This is a genomic window from Actinomycetospora corticicola, from assembly GCF_013409505.1.
Lineage (GTDB): Bacteria > Actinomycetota > Actinomycetes > Mycobacteriales > Pseudonocardiaceae > Actinomycetospora > Actinomycetospora corticicola.
Genome location: NZ_JACCBN010000001.1, coordinates 4500168 through 4520259 on the forward strand (window position 1 = coordinate 4500168; position 20092 = coordinate 4520259).

The 20092-nt window shown below is 74.5% G+C and carries 15 protein-coding genes; 7 read left to right on the plus strand and 8 right to left on the minus strand.

Features of this window, described 5'->3' with window-relative positions; translation table 11 throughout:
* Together BJ983_RS21920 and BJ983_RS21925 are read right to left on the minus strand one after the other, a co-directional pair.
* Positions 1–2682, minus strand: coding sequence for a transglycosylase domain-containing protein (locus tag BJ983_RS21920; protein WP_343054296.1), 2682 nt, complete (start codon positions 2680–2682; stop codon positions 1–3).
* A gap of 65 nt (positions 2683–2747) precedes the next feature.
* Complete coding sequence (locus tag BJ983_RS21925; protein ID WP_179795756.1) at positions 2748–3155, minus strand: DUF5318 family protein; 408 nt, start codon at positions 3153–3155, stop codon at positions 2748–2750.
* A 133-nt stretch (positions 3156–3288) separates the two neighbouring features.
* Between BJ983_RS21925 and BJ983_RS21930 the strand changes: the two genes are divergently transcribed.
* Positions 3289–3876 (plus strand): helix-turn-helix transcriptional regulator, encoded by a 588-nt coding sequence (locus BJ983_RS21930; protein WP_179795757.1) that lies wholly within the window; start codon positions 3289–3291, stop codon positions 3874–3876.
* Positions 3877–3892: 16 nt separating this feature from the next.
* The gene (locus BJ983_RS21935) at positions 3893–4966 is read left to right on the plus strand and encodes an inositol-3-phosphate synthase (protein ID WP_179795758.1); all 1074 of its coding nucleotides are present in this window, start codon (positions 3893–3895) and stop codon (positions 4964–4966) included.
* 157 nt (positions 4967–5123) lie between these two features.
* On the opposite strand, the gene BJ983_RS21940 is transcribed toward BJ983_RS21935, so the two are convergent.
* Together BJ983_RS21940 and BJ983_RS21945 are read right to left on the minus strand one after the other, a co-directional pair.
* Positions 5124–6044 carry a hypothetical protein gene (locus BJ983_RS21940; protein ID WP_179795759.1) on the minus strand — a complete coding sequence of 307 codons (921 nt, stop codon included), beginning with the start codon at positions 6042–6044 and terminating at the stop codon, positions 5124–5126.
* A gap of 149 nt (positions 6045–6193) precedes the next feature.
* Positions 6194–9121 (minus strand): class I tRNA ligase family protein, encoded by a 2928-nt coding sequence (locus BJ983_RS21945; RefSeq protein WP_179795760.1) that lies wholly within the window; start codon positions 9119–9121, stop codon positions 6194–6196.
* A 103-nt stretch (positions 9122–9224) separates the two neighbouring features.
* Here BJ983_RS21945 and BJ983_RS21950 point away from each other — a divergent pair, with 103 nt between their 5' ends.
* Entirely contained in the window at positions 9225–9719 is a 495-nt protein-coding gene (locus BJ983_RS21950; RefSeq protein ID WP_179795761.1) for an SdpI family protein, read from the plus strand.
* A gap of 1 nt (position 9720) precedes the next feature.
* Here BJ983_RS21950 and BJ983_RS21955 read toward each other — a convergent pair whose 3' ends face one another.
* Together BJ983_RS21955 and BJ983_RS21960 are read right to left on the minus strand one after the other, a co-directional pair.
* Positions 9721–10221, minus strand: a complete 501-nt coding sequence (locus BJ983_RS21955) for a DUF427 domain-containing protein (protein WP_179795762.1) — start codon at positions 10219–10221, stop codon at positions 9721–9723.
* Between the two features lie 91 nt (positions 10222–10312).
* Positions 10313–10918 (minus strand): YqgE/AlgH family protein, encoded by a 606-nt coding sequence (locus BJ983_RS21960; RefSeq protein ID WP_179795763.1) that lies wholly within the window; start codon positions 10916–10918, stop codon positions 10313–10315.
* A 142-nt stretch (positions 10919–11060) separates the two neighbouring features.
* Here BJ983_RS21960 and BJ983_RS21965 point away from each other — a divergent pair, with 142 nt between their 5' ends.
* Positions 11061–12521 carry an MFS transporter gene (locus tag BJ983_RS21965; protein ID WP_343054297.1) on the plus strand — a complete coding sequence of 487 codons (1461 nt, stop codon included), beginning with the start codon at positions 11061–11063 and terminating at the stop codon, positions 12519–12521.
* Here BJ983_RS21965 and BJ983_RS21970 read toward each other — a convergent pair.
* Complete coding sequence (locus BJ983_RS21970; protein WP_179795764.1) at positions 12407–12985, minus strand: hypothetical protein; 579 nt, start codon at positions 12983–12985, stop codon at positions 12407–12409. The two genes, BJ983_RS21965 and BJ983_RS21970, sit on opposite strands and share 115 nt — an antisense overlap.
* A gap of 112 nt (positions 12986–13097) precedes the next feature.
* Complete coding sequence (locus BJ983_RS21975; RefSeq protein WP_179798106.1) at positions 13098–14495, minus strand: CCA tRNA nucleotidyltransferase; 1398 nt, start codon at positions 14493–14495, stop codon at positions 13098–13100.
* Positions 14496–14709: 214 nt separating this feature from the next.
* Between BJ983_RS21975 and BJ983_RS21980 the strand changes: the two genes are divergently transcribed.
* Genes BJ983_RS21980 through murJ form a run of 3 tightly spaced genes read left to right on the plus strand, consistent with a single transcriptional unit; the run spans position 14710 to position 19969 of the window.
* Entirely contained in the window at positions 14710–15195 is a 486-nt protein-coding gene (locus BJ983_RS21980) for an NUDIX hydrolase (protein WP_179795765.1), read from the plus strand.
* On the plus strand, positions 15192–17459 hold the full coding sequence (locus BJ983_RS21985) for a hypothetical protein (RefSeq protein ID WP_179795766.1): 2268 nt from the start codon (positions 15192–15194) through the stop codon (positions 17457–17459). The genes BJ983_RS21980 and BJ983_RS21985 overlap by 4 nt, the downstream gene beginning before the upstream one ends.
* On the plus strand, positions 17456–19969 hold the full coding sequence (gene murJ / locus BJ983_RS21990) for a murein biosynthesis integral membrane protein MurJ (protein WP_179795767.1): 2514 nt from the start codon (positions 17456–17458) through the stop codon (positions 19967–19969). The genes BJ983_RS21985 and murJ overlap by 4 nt, the downstream gene beginning before the upstream one ends.
* Positions 19970–20092: the final 123 nt, after the last annotated feature.

Consider the following 20092-nt stretch of genomic DNA (forward strand, 5'->3'; position numbering starts at 1 on the left):
TCAGTTGAATCCGTTGGGGAACAGGCCACCGCCACCGTTGTTCGGCTGGTTCCCGCCGTCCCCGTTGTTCCCGCCGTTGTCGCCGTTGTTCCCACCGTTGTCGCCGTTGTTGCCGCCGTTGTCCCCGTTGTTGTTGCCACGGTTGTTGTTGCCACCGTTGTCGCCGTTGTTGTTGCCACCGTTGTCGCCGTTGCCCCCGTAGTTCACGCAGACCCCGTCGACGCAGTACTGGCCGTCCTTCTGGCCGTCGGGGTTATTCGGGTCCTGGCCGTCCGGCGGCTTCGGCGGGGCGATGGGCGTGCCGATGGCCTTGAAGTCCGAGAACTGCTCCACCGGCTCGGTGCGCAGCGCGGAGTTCATGTACTTCTGCCAGATCTGCCCCGGGACGCCGCGGCCGTAGATCGGCGCGCCCCCCGAGGTCTTGATCGGCGAATTGTCGTCGGTCCCGACCCACACCGCCGTCGACAGCTGCGGCGTGTAGCCGATCGTCCAGGCGTCGTTGTTCTGGCCCTTCACCGACGACTGGACGGTGCCGGTCTTCGAGGCGACCGGACGCCCCGCCGACAGCGGGATCTGGGAGTGCGAGGCGACGTCGAGCATGGACTCGGTGACGTTGCGGGCGAGCTGCTGGCTGATGCGCTGCTCGCCGGGGGTCGCACCGCCGTCGAAGAGCACGCGCCCGTCCGCCGTCGTCACGCGGGTGACCATGTGGGGCTTGCGGTAGACGCCGTCGGCGGCGAAGGTCGCGTACGCCGAGGCCATGTCGCCCGGCTTGACCTCCTTGTCACCGATCGAGATGCCGCCGCTCGGGTTCGGCAGCGGCGCGGTGACGCCCACCTGGTGGGCGGCGTCGGCGACCTTCTCCGGCCCGACCTGGACGCCCAGCTGGTAGAAGACGGTGTTGATCGAGAGCGTCATCGCCGTCTTGAGGTCGCAGTTCGGGCAGCTCTCGCCGTCGGAGTTCTCGACCTTGGTGCCGGCGATCGTCTGCGGGGTCGTCCCGTCGAAGGTGCTGCCCAGGCCGATCGGCGGGTTCTTCTCGAGCCCGGCGAGCAGCACGAACGGCTTGAACGACGATCCGGGCTGACGCGAGGTCTGGGCGTAGTCGAAGCCCTGCCCGTCGTCGCCGCCGTAGTAGGCCCGGATCGACCCGGACTGCGGGTCCACCGACACGAGCGCGGTCCGCAGGTTGGCCGGCTGCCCGTCGAGCGTCTTGTCGGCCGCGTCCGCCGCCTGCTGCTGGAGCTTGGGGTCGATGGTGGTCTCGACCTTCAGCCCCTCCTGGTTCACCTGCTGCTCGGTGATGCCGTAGGAGGCGAGCTCGTCCTTGACCGCGGTGACGATGTGGCCGCGGTCGTTGCCGGGGATGCCGGTGCGGGCCTTCGCGGGCGGGATGGTCGTCGGGAAGACGGCGGCCTGGCGGTCGGCGCGGGAGAGCCAGTTCTGCTCGACCATGCCGTCGAGCACGTAGCTCCACCGCTGCTGGGACCCGCCGCGGTCGACCGCGGGGTCCCACTTCGACGGGGCCTGGATCAGACCCGCGAGCATCGCGCCCTCGCTGGGGGAGAGCGTCGCGACGTCCCGGCCGAAGTACGCCTGGGCGGCGGCCTGGATGCCGTACGCGCCGCGCCCGAAGTAGATCGTGTTCAGGTAGTTCTCGAGGATCTGGTCCTTCGACTCCTCCTGGTTGATCTTCGCCGCGATGACCACCTCGCGGTACTTGCGCCAGTAGGAGTGCTCGTCGCCCACCAGCACGTTCTTGACGTACTGCTGGGTGATCGTCGATCCGCCGCCGACCCCGCCCTGGGCCTGGTTCCAGGCCGCGCGCGCGATGCCGATGGGGTCGAAACCGTAGTTGGTGTAGAAGCTGCGGTCCTCGGCGGAGGCGACCGCGTGCTGGACCGGCAGCGGCACCTGCGAGAGCGGCACCTTGATGCGGTTGCCCTCGGCCTGCGCGAGGCTCGCGAGGGTCGAGCCGTCGGAGTAGGCGATGGTCGCGACCTGGTTGTTGGTCGCGTCGTCGGGGCTCGGGATGCGGAAGAAGATCCAGCCGATCGCGAAGGCGAGGATCGGCCCCAGCACGAGCAGGGCGACCAGCACGTAGATCACGCGGCGGATCCGCCTGCCGCGCCGCTTCGGGTCCGGCTCGGACCCGTCGTCGTCACCCCGTCCGGGCGGCGGCGTGCCCGGCGGCGGGGTGCGCACCCCGATGCGGCCGGGTGCGGCCGTGCCCTGCACGACGTCGGTGGCCGCGGTCGGCGCCGTGCCCGGCCGGCCGCCGGCGCGGGCTCCGGCGCTCGCACGGGTGGGCGCCGCCGCGGAGGCGGTGGCCAGCGGGCGGGACCCGTCGTGGGTCAGGAGCTGCGGCTCGCGCCGCTGCTCGCCGCCGGGGAACGGTCCGCCCACGCGCGTCGGGCGGGGGCCGGGCTGCCCGTTCCCGACGGCGGGTCGGCCCGGGTCCGCGCCGGGGGTCGGCCCGACGCGCGTCGGTGCCGGCCCGGGGCCCTGACCGTTCTGCGGGGGTCGGCCGTTCGGCGCGCCCGGACCCGGTCGACCGGCCGGCGGGGCGGCCGACCACCCGGGCGGGAGGTTGCCGCGCGGACCGGCGGGCGGGCGCGGTGCGGCGCTCGGCGGCGCGGAGCCGCCGACGGGACGACGGTCGTCACGACGGTCGTCGGTCACGTGGCGCCTCCCCGGGGGACTGCTCGGCCGGTCACGGTCTCGACCTCGTCACGCCCACCGCGGCGTCAGGGCGATGCCGTGCGACGCCGACGGCGACCCGATCGCGAGGCGTCGTCCGCTCCCAAGACGTAGGACTGTACGAGGTGGTTCCATCGACACGTACGGCAGACCTCCACCACGTGCACCGTGAACTCTCCCGCCGCGTCGTCCAACCGAGCGATCTCGTCGGCCGAACGGGCGGAACCGGACACCGGACCGAGGCGGTCGCCGAAGACCCAGGAGACGTTCACCAGCTCGTCGCGGCGGCACAGCGGGCACGGGGTGGGGGTGGCGGTCCCGTGGTACGAGGCGGCCTGGAGCAGGTAGGCCCCCGCGTCGCAGGCGTCCTCGGTGGAGGTGCGCCCGGCGGCCACGTCGGCGAGGTGCGCGCGGCGCTGCAGCGCGTAGTCGACGACCTGGCGGGGATTTCGCACGGACTCCAGCGTAGCCAGCGACCGGGCGGAGCGCGTCGGTCCCGTTGTGACGAGATCGTCGAGCGGGACGCCGCGATGTATCGCCGCGATATGGTCGAGGAGATCGGTCCGGGTCGAGGTGGAGGGAGGGCGTGTGCTGGAACTCGCCGTCCTGGGCCTCCTCCACGAGGCCCCGATGCACGGGTACGAGCTGCGTAAACAGCTCCACGCGCGGCTCGGACCGCTCCGGGCGTTCTCCTGGGGATCGCTGTACCCGACCCTGCGCCGCCTGCAACGCGCCGCCCTCATCGCGGAGCAGGCGCCGGCGGGGGACGAGCGCGTGAGCTGGGGACGTCAGGGCCGGCGGAGCCGCAAGGTCTACGAGATCACCGCCGAGGGCAAGGACCGGCTCGACGAGCTGCTCGGCGAGACCGGTCCCCAGGCCTACGACGACGACGGGTTCGGCGTCCACCTGGCCTTCTTCTCCCGCACCCCCGCCGAGGTGCGCATGCGCATCCTCGAGGGCCGCCGTCGTCGGGTCGAGGAGCGCCGCGAGGGGCTCCGCTCGACGATCACCCGCGCGGGGGAGCAGATCGACCGCTACACCCGTGAACTGCACCGCATCGGCTTGGACACCACCGAGCGAGAGGTCCGCTGGCTCGACGAGCTCATCGACCACGAACGGTCGTTGGGCCGCAGCGCCCCCGACGAGGCGACGGGCCGGACCCGTCGTCCGGAATGAGTGAAGGAGACCATCCATGGGTCAGGTCCGAGTGGCCGTCGTCGGCGTGGGCAACTGTGCCGCGTCGCTGGTCCAGGGCGTCACGTACTACGCCGACGCCGACCCGGCCGCCCGCGTGCCGGGTCTCATGCACGTCGACTTCGGCGGCTACCACGTCCGCGACCTGACGTTCGTCGCCGCGTTCGACGTGGACGCGAAGAAGGTCGGTCAGGACCTCGCCGAGGCCATCACGGCGAGCGAGAACAACACGATCAAGATCGCCGACGTCCCGCCGACCGGGGTGATCGTGCAGCGCGGCCACACCCTCGACGGTCTCGGCCGCTACTACCGCGAGACGATCACCGAGGCCGACGACGAGCCGGTGGACGTCGTCGCGGCGCTGCGGGAGGCGCGCGCCGACGTGCTCGTGTCCTACCTGCCGGTGGGCTCGGAGGACGCGGACAAGTTCTACGCCCAGTGCGCGATCGACGCGGGCGTCGCCTTCGTCAACGCCCTGCCCGTGTTCATCGCGTCCGACCCCGTGTGGGCGCAGAAGTTCACCGACGCCGGCGTCCCGATCGTGGGCGACGACATCAAGTCGCAGGTCGGCGCCACGATCACCCACCGGGTGCTGGCCAAGCTGTTCGAGGACCGCGGTGTCCAGCTGGACCGGACGATGCAGCTGAACGTCGGCGGCAACATGGACTTCAAGAACATGCTCGAGCGGGAGCGGCTGGAGTCGAAGAAGGTCTCGAAGACCCAGTCGGTGACCTCGCAGGTCGACCGCGAGATGGGCAAGGGCAACGTCCACATCGGCCCGTCGGACCACGTGCCGTGGCTCGACGACCGCAAGTGGGCCTACGTCCGCCTCGAGGGGCGCGCGTTCGGCGACGTGCCGCTGTCCCTGGAGTACAAGCTCGAGGTCTGGGACTCCCCGAACTCGGCCGGCATCATCATCGACGCCGTCCGCGCCGCGAAGATCGCCCTCGACCGCGGCATCGGCGGCCCGCTGCTCGCCCCGTCGTCGTACTTCATGAAGTCGCCGCCCGAGCAGTACCGGGACTCCGTGGCGTACGACAAGGTCGAGTCCTTCATCCGCGGCGAGGACTGACGGTTCCACCTCCCCCGGGTTGAGCGAAGGGCCCCATCGGTCGAATAGGCCGGCCATGGGCGCCCACCGCCATCCCGTAGCGCCCGCACCTTGACGGAACGAAGGGCCCCATCGGTCGAATAGATCGACCGTTGGGGCCCTTCGTTCGTCCCGGGGCTCAGCCGATCACGACGGCGGGCCGCGGGCGCAGCCGGGCCTGCTCGAGGGCGGCGCGGAGCTTGCGTCGGACGGCAGCCGGGTCCTCACGCAGCTCCCTCGGCGTGACGGGCACGACCACGATCCCCGCGGCGACCATCGCCGCCTGCCGCCGCATGGTGGCGTCGAAGGTCGACAGGTCCGCGTGGTGCGCGAAGGAGTTCAGCTCGATCGCGAGCGCGACGCCGTCGAGGAAGCCGTCGGCCACGACCTTCGTCCCAACGGGCAGGCGGAGGGCGACGTTCCAGCGGATGTCGGCGAACTCCGGCATCGCACCGACGAGCTCACGCAGCCATCCCTCTGCCGCCGACCGGATGCCGTCCTCGAGCTCGACGACGACCTGACGGACGAGGGCCGCCCCGCGACAGGAGCCCGCCTCGAGTTCGGCGCGCAGGGCCGAGACGGTGACCCTGCCGCGTTGCACCGCCTCGCAGAGCAGCGCCCGGACGTCGTCGATCCGCATCAGTCGGCGGGCGGCATCGATCAGGGCGCGGGCGAGCGGAGCGCACCGGATGCCGTTCCGGATCACGGGATTCGGGGGCATCCGCGCGGTCCGCTCGACGAGGAGGAAGCCCTCGGAGCGCCGTCGCTGCTCGTGCGGGATGAGGACGTGGACCTCGTCGTGGTCGGGGACCCGTTCGAGTCCGAAGAGCCGGCAGGCGGCGAGGCCGGTGACCAGCGCGGCGTCGCCGGTCACGAGGAGGGCGGCGACCAACCGTTGATAGGTGGTGAGCGCACCGCGGGTCAGGGCGATCAGGCCCTGGAGCGGTCGCCACCACACGCCGCCGGCCTTGCGGCACCGGAAGGCGATCGTGCTCGACGGGACGCCGAGCGTGAGGAGGGTTCGGACGAGGATGAGCTGCTGGGGGGCGGCATCGGACACCGCAGCCCAGTCGACCTTGGCACGTGGGGGCACATGGGTGTTGACGCAGCCCGGACGCTCACGGATCCACCGTTCTCGGCCAGGGGCGCCCATGGGCGGCTCTATTGAGCGAAGGGACCCATCGCTCAGGACGGCTGGCAGGGAGGGAGCTACGGGACGACGTTCACCAGCCGCCCCGGGACCACGATCACCTTCCGCGGCTCGGCGCCCGCGAGGAGCTCCACGACCTTCTCGTCGGCCAGGGCCGCGGCGCGCACCTCGTCCTCGCCGGCCGACGCCGCCACGGTGACCCGCGACCGCACCTTGCCCTTGACCTGGATCGGGTACTCGACGGACTCCTCGACCAGCAGGGCCGGGTCCGCGACCGGGAAGTCCGCGTAGGCCAGCGTCGAGGTGTGGCCGAGCTTCGACCACAGCTCCTCGGCCAGGTGCGGGCACAGCGGCGCGAGCATGAGCACCAGCGGCTCGGCGACCGACCGGGGGCACCCGCCGTCGGGGTAGGCCTTGGTCAGGTGGTTCGACAGCTCGATGAGCTTCGCGGCGCCGGTGTTGTAGTGCAGCGACGGAAAGTCGGTGCGGACGCCGTCGATCGTGCGGTGGAGCAGGCGCAGCGTGTCGTCCGACGGTTCGGCGTCCGACACCCGCAGCGACCCGTCGTTCTCGTCGACGAACAGCCGCCAGACGCGCTGCAGGAAGCGCTGCGAGCCGACCACGTCGCGGGTCGACCAGGGGCGCGAGGCCTCCATCGGGCCGGTCGACATCTCGTAGAGCCGGAAGGTGTCGGCGCCGTAGGCGGCGCACATGTCGTCCGGGGTCACCACGTTGCGCAGCGACTTGCCCATCTTCCCGTACTCCCGGGAGACGGGTTCGCCGTTCCACGTGAATCCGCCGTCGGGACCCTCGACGACCTCCTCGGCCGGCACGTACACGCCGCGCGCGTCGGTGTAGGCCCACGCCTGGATGTAGCCCTGGTTGAACAGGCGGCGGAACGGCTCGGAGGCGGACACGTGGCCGAGGTCGAACAGCACCTTCTGCCAGAACCGGGCGTAGAGCAGGTGCAGCACCGCGTGCTCGACGCCGCCGACGTACAGGTCGACACCGCCCGGGTCGGCGGGGCCGAACACGTCCGGCCGCGGGCCGAGCCAGAACCGCTCGACGTCGGGGTCGACGAAGCGCTGGTCGTTGGTCGGGTCCAGGTAGCGCAGGTGGTACCAGCAGGAGCCGGCCCACTGCGGCATCGTGTTCGTCTCGCGCACGTACTCCGACCAGGCGCGCTCGTCGTCCGAGTCGAGGTCGGCGGAGAAGGTCGTCCACTCCGTGGCGCGGGCCAGGGGCGACTCCGGCGACGAGTCCCGGTCGTCGGGCGCGAACGACTTGGGCGAGTAGTCGTCGACGTCGGGCAGCAGCACCGGCAGGTCGGAGTCGGGCAGCGCGCGCGGGATCGACGGCCCGCCGTCGGACTCGCCGCCGGCCGCGTAGGCGACGGGGAACGGCTCGCCCCAGTAGCGCTGACGACTGAACAGCCAGTCGCGCAGCTTGTACTGCACGACCGCCTCGCCGTCGCCGCGCTCGGCGAGCCACCCGATGATCGTCGACTTCGCCTCGTCGACGCCGAGCCCGTTCAGCGAGATCTCGTCGTTGGCCGAGTTGATCGCCGCGCCCGCGCCGACGTACGCCTGCCCGTCGAAGTCCTCCGGCGGCTGCACGGTCCGCGTGATCGGCAGCCCGAAGACGGTCGCGAAGTCCCAGTCGCGCTGGTCCTGACCGGGCACGGCCATGATCGCACCGGTGCCGTAGCCCATGAGCACGTAGTCGGCGACGAACACCGGCAGCGGCTCGCCGTTCACCGGGTTGGTCGCCCACGCCCCGGTGAAGACGCCGGTCTTGTCGCGGGCCTCCTGGCGCTCGAGGTCGGAGCGCGAGGCCACGACGCTGCGGTAGCCGGCCACGGCGTCGGCCGGCGTCTCGGCGCCCCCGGTCCAGCGTCCGTCCAGCTCCTCGCCGGTGCCGGGCTGCGGCCACGCCGCGGGCAGGATCGCGTCGACCAACGGGTGCTCCGGGGCCAGGACGAGGTAGGTCGCGCCGAACAGGGTGTCGGGGCGGGTGGTGAAGACCTCGATGGCGTTCCCGCCGGGGGCGGCGAAGCGCACGGTCGCCCCCTGCGAGCGGCCGATCCAGTTCCGCTGCATGGCCTTCACCGAGTCCGGCCAGTCGACGCCGTCGAGGTCGTCGGCCAGGCGGTCGGCGTACGCGGTGATCCGCATCATCCACTGGCGCAGGTTGCGCCGGAAGACGGGGAAGTTGCCCCGCTCGGAGCGCCCGTCGGCGGTGACCTCCTCGTTGGAGAGCACCGTGCCCAGGGCCGGGCACCAGTTCACGGGCGCGTCGGCGAGGTAGGCCAGGCGGTAGGAGTCCAGCACCCGGTCCTGCTGCGGCCGCGACAGCTCGGACCACGACCCGCCGTCAGGAAGAGAACGCGTGCCCGCCGCGAACTCCGCCTCCAGCTCCGTGATCGGGCGGGCGCGGTTCGCCGCACGGTCGAACCACGACCCGTGGATCTGCAGGAAGATCCACTGCGTCCAGCGGTAGAACTCGACGTCGGTGGTGGAGACCGACCGGCGCTTGTCGTGCGCCAGCCCCAGACGACGGATCTGGGCGCGGTAGCGCTCGACGTTCGCCTCGGTGGTCGTGCGCGGGTGCGTCCCGGTCTGCACCGCGTACTGCTCGGCGGGCAGCCCGAAGGCGTCGAAGCCCATCGTGTGCAGCACGGTGCGGCCGGTCATGCGCAGGAAGCGGCCGAGGACGTCGGTGCCGATGAAGCCCAGCGGGTGCCCGACGTGCAGGCCTGCGCCGCTGGGGTACGGGAACATGTCCATCAGGTAGAACTTCTCGGCCGGGTCCAGCGTGCGGCCGTCGGACAGCGGGCCGGAGGGGTTCGGCGTCTCGAACGTGCCCTCGGCCTCCCAGCGGTCCTGCCAGCGGGCCTCGATCTCGTTCGCCAGCGCGGCGGTGTACCGGTACGGCGGCACGGCCGCCCCGCCGTTCTCCCGGCGGGCGACGTCGGGCTGGGCGGTCACGGCGTTCCTCCTGGTCACCACAGGCCTCCGGCGCGATCCACAGCCGGGGCGGGGCCGGGTCCCGCAGGACCGGCGATACGACCGTCGAGCCTACTCTGGGGGCATGGTCGTCCCCGTGCTGGCCGCCGTGCTCCTGGTCGCGAGCCTCGTCGTCGCCGTCGTCGGTGTGCTCGCCGCGCTCCAGCGGCTCCCGCGCAACCGTGTCATCGGCGTGCGCACCGGCTGGACGATGGCCCGTGTCGACGCCTTCCGCCGCGCCAACCGGGTCGCCGCGCCCGCCTTCACGGGCGCCGGCGGGCTCGGGCTCGTCGCCGGGGTCACCGCGCTGCTCAGCCCGGTGACCGCCGCCGCCGTCACGCTGCTCGTGGTCGGTGCCGTCGGCCTGCTCGTGCTGCTCGGGGTCGGCGGCGTCCTCGGCGGCCGCTACGCCGAGGCCGACCGCGAGGCCACGCTCGAGGCCGAGAACCGGCCCGCGCAGCCCTGCTCCGTCCCTGTTCCCGACGGAGCAACCGAGCACGCCGATAGGGGGTGTGGTGCGGAGACGCGCTCGGCCTGCGCCGGCTCGTGCGCGATCTGCCCGAAGGGCGCCGGCGCCTGACTCACCAGCCCCAAGAGCCGGGCCCGCCCTTGAACGGGCCGACGACGTCCTGCGTGATCCACCCGCCGTAGAACCCTCCGGGCTGGGGCACCACCCGCTCACCGTCGAGGGTGATCTCGTCGAGGGGTGCGGGGTACAGCGCGACCCGGTCGGCGAGCTCGGGATAGGTGGCGCTGACGTCGCCCTCCGGGTACCACCACCCGACGTCGTCGAGCGTCGTCCCCGGCAGGACCAGGTCGACGTACCGGGCCGTGCCCTTCCACTCGCACACGGTACGGCGCGTCGCGGGCCGCAGCACGCCGTCGGCGAAGGCGGTGCGGGGCAGGTAGAAGGTCGGCGGGTGGCTGGTCTCGAGCACGCGCACTAGGTCGTCGGTGTTCACCACGACCGTCCCCGCGTGCGTGATCACGCAGCGCCGCGCGTCCCGCTCCGCCCGCGGGGGGCGGGGGTAGTCCCACACCGACTCCTGGCCGGGTCCCGGGGTCTCACGCGTGATCCGCACGCCTGCGGACGCTACGCCGGACGCCGACCCCCCGCCGGGAGCGAGCGGACCGTTGGCACACGGGGAGGCGGCCTCGCCCGGAACGAGGAGATCAGTTCCGCGTCGGCTCCGACACGTGCGTGGCCAGCAGGGCCAGCGGCACCCCCTGGCGGCGCAGGACACCGCCCCACAGGTCGTACCGGGCGGGGGCGAGCACGTCGTCGGGCAGCGCGGGGACGACGAACCAGTCGCCGCGCGAGATCTCGCCCGCGAGCTGACCGCGGTCCCAGCCCGAGTAGCCCGCGAACACCCGCAGCCCCCGCACCCGGGGGGCCAGCGCACCGGGGTCGCCGTCGAGGTCGACCAGCGCCACCGGACCGCGCACCCCGACCACGCCGGGCGTCCCCGCCGGGTCCTCCCCGGTCCGCAGCGCCGCGAGGCACAGCGCGGTCTTCTGCTCGACGGGCCCGCCGACGAACACCGCGCTCGGCCGGCTCGTGTGCGGGCCCCACGTGGGCAGCACGTCGGAGACCGCGACCTCGCTCGGCCGGTTGAGGATCACGCCGAGCGTGCCCTCGCGACGGTGGTCGATGACGAACACGACCGTCCGCACGAAGTTCGAGTCGGTGAGGGAGGGGGCGGCGACCAGGAGCGAGCCGGCCTCGACCGAGTACGCCGACCGCTCGGCAGGCTCTCCGCGGGTTCCCTCGGCCACCACCCCATCGTGACACCACCGTCCGCGCGCGGTCAGCCCGCCCGGCCCCCTTCGCCGCGCACGTCACCTGTCCGGACGGGGAGGTCGTCCGGACGGAGGACCGCGCTCTCCCTGTGGCGGGGGAGTCCGCGTAGCGTGGGTCGTCGTGCCCGTTTCGACCGACCGGAACCTGCCTCCCCGGCGTGCGCGCACCAGTCGTCGGGAGCTCGCCGCGCATCCCGGTTTCCTCCGGCTGCTCACCGTCCGGCTCGGCGCCCAGTGGGGCGACGGGGTCTTCCAGGCGGCGCTCGGCGGCGCGGTCCTGTTCAACCCGGAGCGCCAGTCCGACCCGGTGCTCGTGGCCCTCGGCCTCGCCGTCGTGCTGCTGCCGTACTCCCTCGTCGGCCCGTTCGCGGGCGCCCTGCTCGACCGCTGGGACCGCCGCCGGGTCTTCCTCGTCGCGGGCGGGGTCCGGGCCCTGCTCACCCTCGGCACCGCGGCGGTGGTCGCGGCCGGCGTGACCGGCCCCGCCCTCTACCTCGGCGCCCTCACCACGATCGGCGTCAGCCGGTTCGTCCAGGCCGGGCTCTCCGCCGCCCTGCCGCACGTGGTGGCCCCGCGTCGCCTGGTCGCCGCGAACTCGCTGGTCACCACCAGCGGCGCGGTGGCCGCCGCGTTCGGCGCCGCCTGCGCGTTCGGGCTCACGGGGCTGATCGGCGCGGGCGACGCGCAGTCCGGGATCGCCGCCGCGGCCGCCGTCCTCGGGTCGCTCGTGATCGTCGCGGTGGCGGTCGGGTTCCGGCCGGGCTCGCTCGGTCCGGACGACCCGTCGGAGGCCGCCCGGGCGATGAAGGCGGTGGCCCTGGGTCTCGCCGACGGCGCACGCGCCGCGCGGGAGGCGCCGGGCGTCGTGGCGGCGTTCTGGGCCGTCGCGGCCCACCGCCTCGCCTTCGGCGTCGCGACGCTCGTGATGCTCCTGCTGATGCGCAACGGGCTCACCGACTGGGGCCCGCTGCGCGCCGGGGTCGCCGGGCTCGGCGAGACCGTGGTGGCGGCCGCCGCCGGACTCGGCGTCGCCGCGGTGGTGACGCCCTGGCTCACCGCCCGGATCGGGCGACCCGCGACGGTGCGGGTGATGCTCGGGCTCGCCGTCGCGGCGCTGCTCACGCTCGGCCTGCCGATGACCCTCCCGACGATCCTGGGGGCCGCCTTCGTGCTCGGCCTCGTCGGCCAGGCCATCAAGCTGTGCGCCGACGCCGCCGTGCAGCGCGAGGTCGACGACGCCCGCCGCGGCCGGGTGTTCGCGCTCTCCGACACCGTCTTCAACGTCACCTACGTGTCGGCCGTGGCCGTCGCGGCGCTGCTCAGCCCGCCGGACGGCCGCTCGGCCGCCCTCGTCGTGGTCGCGGCCGCGCTCTACCTCCTCGGACTCGGGGTGCACGAGATCGCGCTGCGTCGCGGCGTGCCGGTGGGGGACACCCGCGGTCCCGACGGCGGGGCCGCCGTCCCCGCTCAGGGCGGCACCCACCCGGAGGTGTCCTCGGCGATCTCGACGTCGGCCGTCCCGTCCGCGTCGGTGTCGGCCAGCAGCACGTCCCACCGCTCCGCGGCCCCCGACACCCCGTAGGCCGCCTCGGCGCGGCCGTCCCCGTCGTGGTCGACGAGCAGCTGGTCGGCCCGGCCGTCGCCGTCGAGGTCGCAGACCACCTCGCGGCCGGCCGGATCGTGGTCGACCTCCGCCCACCCGCCGTCGGGAAGCCCGTCGCCGTCGGTGTCGATCGTCGCCGTCGTCGAGCCGGCGCGGCCGCGGACGTCGGTGAACGCCACCGCGCGGGCCACCGAGGCGTCCCAGAGCCCCCGGCCGGAGGGGTCAGCGAACGCGCGCTCGGGGCGCCCGTCGTCGTCGAGGTCGAGCACCGCGCGGTCGGCCACCCCGTCGCCGTCGGTGTCCCACAGCGCGTCGTCGACCCGGCCGTCACCGTCGAAGTCGAGCGCGACGGCGTCGGGAGCGGCTCCGCCCAGCGCCCGGTCGGCCGGGGAGCGGTGGTGGTGGACCGGTCCGCGCCCGGTGCCGAACCGATAGGTGATCACACCGGCTCGGACGGCGGCGCCGCCCGATCGGTTCCACCGCCGGTCGACGATGGGGAGAACCTGCCACTGGACGACAGCAACGACGCTCCGCTGCCACCCGGAGGAGGGCCACCTACGACTCGACGATCCCCTCGGCCCGCGCCCACGCCAGTAGTTCCGCCTCGGCCTCGTCCCGGTCGAGCGGGCCGCGCTCCAGGCGCACGTCCTTGAGGTGCCGCCACGCCCTCCCGACGACGGGTCCGGGCTCGACCCCGAGCAGCTCCATGATCGCGTTGCCGTCGAGGTCCGGGCGCACGCGCGCGAGGTCCTCCTCGGCCGAGATCTGCGCGATCCGCTCCTCGAGGTCGTCGTAGGTCCGCTGCAGGGCGGCCGCACGGCGCTTGTTGCGGGTGGTGGAGTCCGACCGGACCAGCCGGTGCAGGCGCTCCAGCAGCGGGCCGGCGTCGGTGACGTAGCGCCGGACGGCGGAGTCGGTCCACTCGCCCTTGCCGTAGCCGTGGAAGCGCAGGTGCAGGAACACCAGCTGGGAGACGTCGTCGATCAGCTGCTTCGGGTAGCGCAGCTCGCGCAGCCGCTTGCGGGTCATCTTCGCGCCGACCACCTCGTGGTGGTGGAAGCTGACCCGGTTGCCCGGCTCCACCCGACGGGTGGCGGGCTTGCCGATGTCGTGCAGCAGCGCGGCGAGGCGCAGGGTGAGGTCCGGGCCGTCGGTCTCCCGGTCGATCGCCTGCTCCATGACCGTCAGCGAGTGCTCGTAGACGTCCTTGTGCTGGGCGTGCTCGTCGATCTCCAGGCGCATGGCCGGCACCTCGGGCAGGACCACGTCGGCGAGCCCGGTGTCGACCATCAGCTCGATGCCCGCCCGCGGGTGCGCCCCGAGGAGCAGCTTCGAGAGCTCCGCCTGGACGCGCTCCGCGGTGATCCGGTCCAGCTGCGGCGCCAGGGCCGTCATCGCCTCCCGCACCCGGGGGGCGACGGTGAAGCCGAGCTGCGAGACGAAGCGGGCCGCGCGCAGCAGGCGCAGCGGGTCGTCGTCGAAGGAGCGTTCGGGCTCGATCGGGGTGTCGAGCACGCCCCGCGCCAGCGCCGCGAGGCCGCCGCAGGGGTCGACGAACGTGCGGTCGGGCAGCGAGACGGCCATCGCGTTGGCGGTGAAGTCCCGCCGCACCAGGTCGCCCTCGACGCTGTCGCCGAACGCCACGACGGGGTTGCGGGACACGCCGTCGTAGGTGTCCGCCCGGAAGGTCGTGACCTCCAGGGTCACCCCGTGGCGGGCGAGTCCGATCGTCCCGAACTCGATCCCCGTGTCCCAGACGGCCTCGGCCCAGCCGGAGAGGATCTTCTTGACCTGCGCCGGACGCGCGTCGGTGGTGAAGTCCAGGTCGCTCGACAGGCGCCCGAGCAGCGCGTCGCGGACGCTCCCGCCGACCAGGTAGAGCCGGTGTCCGGCGTCGGCGAAGCGCCGGCCGAGCTCGTCGGCGACGGGGGAGTAGCGCAACAGCTCCACCACGGCAGTCTGACCGGCGTCCCCGGGCTCGTGCTGCGGGTCCGAGGTCTTCCCGACGGCGGGTCCGAGGTCCGGACGGGCACGGTGGGTTGCGGCGGGCACGGCGGGTCAGCCTATCGCGGGCACCGCGCGCGGACGGCCACCACCACCGTGTGAGGGCTCCGCGTCGGGCCTCGTCCCCACCCCGCCGGGCGCCCGTCGGTCGTACCATCACTGAATGCCCCCGTCGCCACGTCGACCCGCCGACCGCCGTCGGCGCGGTCCGCGGCGGCGGATGCGGACGGTCGACGAGTTCTCCGCGGGCGGCCTGGTCGTCGACGCCGAGCGGGGGTGCGCCGCGCTCATCGGCCGGCTCGACCGGCGCGGCCGGCTGCTGTGGTCGCTGCCGAAGGGCCACATCGAGGAGGGCGAGACGGCCGAGCAGGCGGCGGTGCGTGAGGTCGAGGAGGAGACCGGCATCATCGCGACCGTGCAGGCCCCGCTCGGCAGCATCGACTACTGGTTCGTCGCCGAGGACCGTCGGGTGCACAAGACGGTGCAGCACTTCCTGCTCGCGGCGCGCGGCGGGGAGCTCTCCGACGAGGACGTCGAGGTCACGGAGGTGGCCTGGGTGCCGCTCACCGAGCTCGGCTCGCGGCTCGCCTACGCCGACGAACGCCGACTCGTGCGGCTGGCGGCGGAGATCCTGGAGGAGTCCGCGTGATCGCAGGAGGGGCCCGGCGGACCCTCCTGCCCCTCGCGGTCGCGGTCCTCTGCCTCGTCCTGACGGCGGGTGCGTGGGCCCCGGCGGCCCGCGCCGCCCCGGCGCAGGGCCCGTCGTCGGGACCGGTGGCGCTGGCGCTCGACCTCGCCCCCCGCGTCGTCGGGCCGGGGACCACCGAGCTGACCGTCACCGGCCGGTTGACCAACCAGGGGGCCGTCCCGGTCCGCGACCTCGGGATCCGGGCGCAGCGGGGCGCTGCGGTGGCCGACGACGGCGAGGTCGACCAGGCGCTCGTCGGAGCGATCTCGCCCGATCCCGCCGCCGTCGCACCGCCCCTCACGCCGGTGGCCGCCCAGCTCGACCCCGGCGACTCCCTGCCGGTGACGTTGCGCGTCCCGCTCACCGCGCTCGCCCTGACCGCGCCCGGCGTCTTCCCCGTGGTCGTCGAGGTGAACGGCACCCCCGGCGACGGACCGCCGGAGCGGGTCGCCGCGAAGCGCTTCCTGCTGCCGGTCACCGGCCTCCCGGGCCGGCCCGCGGCCGCGCCCCGGACGCCCACCGCGGTGTCGCTGCTCTACCCGCTCACCGACCGGCCGCGCCGGCTCCCGGTCCCACCCGGTGCCCCCACCCTGCTCGCCGACGACTCGCTCGCCGCGTCCTTCGCCCCGACCGGACGTCTCGGCGGGCTGGTCACGGCCCTCACCCGTGCTGCGCCGCTCGGCAGCCCCGCGGCGGCCGCGACGTGTCTCGCCGTCGACGCCGACCTCCTGGAGACCGCCCGCGACATGAGCGGGGGCTACCAGGTGACGAGCCCGACCGGGCCCCGACCGGGGGCCGGTGCCGCCGTCGCCGGGCAGTGGCTCGCGTCCGTCCGCGCCGCGGCGGCCGGGCGCTGCGTGGTCGCGCTGCCCTACGCGGACGCCGACCTGCTCGCCACCAGCCGCGGCAACATGAGCGACCTGACCACGGCCGCGCGCACGCTCGGCGCCCAGCGCACCGCCGACCTGCTCGGGGTCACGCCGGTGCCCGACACCACGGTGCCCGCGGGCGGGCTGCTCGACGAGCGCAGCCTCGCCGACCTCGCGGGAGGCGGCGCCCGCGCCCTCGTGGTGGACGGCTCCACGCTGACCGGCGGTGTCCCGGCGGGTGGGGTGGGCCGCTTCCCCGGGGCCGTGGGCGGGAGCAGCCCGCTGGCGGTCGCGACCGACCCGACGGCCGCCCGCGCGCTCGACCGGGGCCCGGACACGGCCGCGCCCACCGGGGGGTCGACCGCCGCGGACGGTGCCCTCGCCACCCAGGACGCCCTGGCCGTCGTCGCGCTGCGGGCCCTCGCCCCGACCCCCGCCGCGGCGCCGGTCCTGCTCGCCCCGCCCGCCGACTGGGACGTCGACGGGGACGCCGCCGCCGCGCTGCTGGCGGGGCTCACCGACCTGACCGGCCGCGGGCTGGTCACCCCCGTCGACGCCGGCACCCTCGTCGCACGCGCCGCGGCGGACCCGGCCACCCCCGCGGTCGCCCTCGGGCCCGGCGACCGCGCCGCCGTGTCGGACCAGTCGTCCGCCGTCCTCGACGAGATCCGCGGCGTGCGCGACGACCAGCGCGACCTCCTCGCGGCGAGCCGCCAGGACCGGGCCGGCTCGCCGACCCCGGCCGAGTACGTCTCGACCCTCACCGGCGCCCTGCTCCGCAGCCTCTCCGCCGCCGGGCGGGGCGACCCCGCCCTGCAGCAGGCGGCCGCCACGGACGTCGCCGCCCAGATGCGCACGCTGCGCGGCCTGGTGCGGGTCATCCAGCCCGCCGGCACCTACTCGCTCGGCTCCAGTGACGCCCCGCTGCTGCTCACCGTCGAGAACCAGTTGCCGGTCGCGGTCGACGTCACCGTGGTCCTCGAACCGACCCCGGGGGTCCGGGCGTCCCCGGTCGCCGTGCGCCAGGTGCCCGCCTTCGGCAGCTACCAGTTCCAGGTCGCGCTCGACGTGGAACGCGCCGGCCAGTTCACCATCGACGCGACCGCCCGCACGCCCGGCGGCGAGACCCTCGGCCCCACGGCTCGTCTCCTGCTGCGATCCACCGCCTACGGCACGATCACGGTGTGGTTGACCGCGTCCGCAGCCGTCGTGCTGGTGATCCTGGCGAGCCTGCGGGTGGCGCTGCGGGTCCGGGCGGCCCGACGCGAGCGCAGGTCCCGACGCAGGCGACGCCCCGGGACGCCGACGGACCCCGACCCGTCGACGACGGACGACCGCACGCTGCAGGCCCGATGACCGGCCGCTCCGGGCGCGGGACCGACACCCCCGCGACGCACGACGCCGACGGGCACGTCGTCGTGCCACCGCCGCCCGCGCCGGTCGACGACCCGCCCCCGGCCCGCCGTCCCCCGGGACCGCCCGTGCCGCCCGTGCCGCCCGGCCCGGCCGCCCACCCCGGTCAGCCCGTTCCTCCTGGCCACGCCGGTCAGCCCGTTCCGCCCGGCCAGGCCGCCCACTCCGGTCAGCCCGGCCGCCCCGGTCCGGCCGGGCCGCCCCGTACGCCCGGCGACGACCCCGAGGCCCACACCCGGCCCACCGCCACTCCCGGACCGGCCGGGGCGCCGGGCGGAATCCCGTCCGGGGGTCCGCCTCCGCTCGCGCCGGTCGGCCCCGACGCCGGGCACCCGTCCCCGCCGCCGCCCGGTCGGCCCGCTGGCCCGCCCGCCCCGCCTCCGGGGCGTCCCGCGGGTCCGCCGCCGGTGCCGCCTCCCGCCGCACCGTCAGGTCGGCCCGGTCCCGCCGCGTCCCGGACGCCGCCCGCACCCCCGCGGGCCGCCGTGCCACCACTCGGTGCCGCCCCCCTGCCCGGGCCGACACCGTCGCCCGGCCCGCTCCCGTCCGGCCCCGCCGCCGCAGGCCCCCCGCGGCCCGTCGACCCGGGGGCCACGCGGCCGATCTCGGCCCGCGACGCGGTCACGGTGCCCGCCCGGGCGCTCCCGGCCGACGCCCCGCCGCGCACCGGCCGCCCGCCCGCCCGGGTCGAGGAGGCGACGACACGACTCGGCGCGCTGCCCGGCGTGGACGCCGCGACCGTCCGTGCGGCGCCGCTGGCCTCCTGGACGGTGGGCGACTCGCCCGACGAGACCGTCCTCCTGCCCCGGCCGCCCCTCGAGCAGGACGCGCCCGCGGTCCCGGCGCCGCGGTCCCCGAGCGACGACCGGGACGACTCGTCGTTGGTCAAGGCCTCCGGCGGCATGGCGATCGCCACCCTCGTGAGCCGCCTGACCGGCTTCCTGCGCACCCTCGCGCTGGCCGCGACGCTCGGGCTCGGCCTGGTCGGCAGCTCGTTCAACATCGCGAACACGCTGCCGAACATCATCTTCGAGCTGCTGCTCGGCGGCGTGCTCACGAGCGTCGTCATCCCGGTGCTCGTCCGTGCGGCGAAGGAGGACGGCGACGACGGGGACGCCTTCGCCCAGAAGCTGCTCTCCGGGGCGGCGGTGGCCCTGTTCGTCGCGACCACCGCGGCGACGATCGCGGCCCCGTTGCTGGTCCGGCCCTACATCTCCGACCCGCAGGACGTCGAACTCGCGGCCCGCTTCGCCTACCTCCTGTTGCCCCAGATCTTCTTCTACGGGATGGGCGCGCTGTTCGGGGCGATCCTCAACGCCCGGGCGGTGTTCGGACCCGCGGCCTGGGCGCCCGTGCTCAACAACGTCGTCTGCCTGATCGCCCTCGCGATCTACTGGGTGCTCCCGAGCCCGCCCGGGGACGGCATCAGCACCACGCAGCTGCTCGTCGTGGGCGTCGGCAGCACGCTCGGCATCGTCCTGCAGGCCGCCGTGATGCTGCCGGCCATGCGCCGCACCGGCTTCCACTGGCGGTGGCGCTTCGGGTGGGACCAGCGGCTGTCGGCCTTCGGGGGTCTCGCCGCCTGGGTCGTCGGTTACGTGGTGGTCAGCCAGATCGGCCTCACCGTGATCACCCGCGTCGCGTTCGCCGCGGACGCCGGCGGTCCTGCGATCTACTCGTACGCCTGGCTGCTCATCCAGGTGCCCTACGGCGTGCTCGGGGTCTCGCTGCTGACCGCCCTGATGCCCCGGATGAGCGCGGCCGCCGCGAACGGCCGGATCGACCAGGTGGTGGCCGACCTCTCGCTCGGCTCCCGCCTCTCCACGGTCACGCTGCTCCCGATCAGCGCCATCCTCACCGTCTTCGGCACCCCGCTCGGCGTCGCGATGTTCTCGCTCGGCAAGTCGGGGGCCGCGTCCGCGGGCACCCTGGGCACCGCGCTCGCCTGCTCGGCGTTCGGGCTGCTGCCGATGGCCGTGACCATGCTCCAGCTGCGCGTGTTCTACGCGATGGCCGACGCCCGCACCCCGACGCTGATCATGGTCATGATGACGGCGGTGAAGGTGCCGCTCGCGTACCTCTGCCCCGTCCTGCTGGCCCCCGACCAGGTGGTCCTCGGGCTCGCGGCGGTCAACGCCTTCGGGTTCGTGGTGGGGCTCGTCGTCGGCGACGTCTGGCTGCGCATCCGGTTGGGTCGGCTCGACACCCGCCGCGTGCTGCGCACCATGATGCTGACGGGGCTGGCCTCGGTGATGGCCGTGCTCGTCGCGGTCATGCTCGTGACGCTCCTGGAGCGGGTGCTGCCGGGCGGCGGGACCGTCGCCCACGCCTGGCTCACGGTGACCGTCGGCGGGGTGGTGTCCCTGCTCGTGGTCGTCGTCGCCATGCGGCTGCTCCGCGTGCCGGAGCTCGACCCGGTGGTGTCCCGGCTGCGGCGGCTCGTCGGCCGCTGAGCGGCACCGTCCACGGACGGGTTGCTCCGTCGTGACAGGTCTCGCGCCCGGGCCTGCGTCCACGACGGGGGACCCGCCGTCCCGTACTCTCGCCGGTGACGTGCTCCCCGGGGTGGGAGTCGC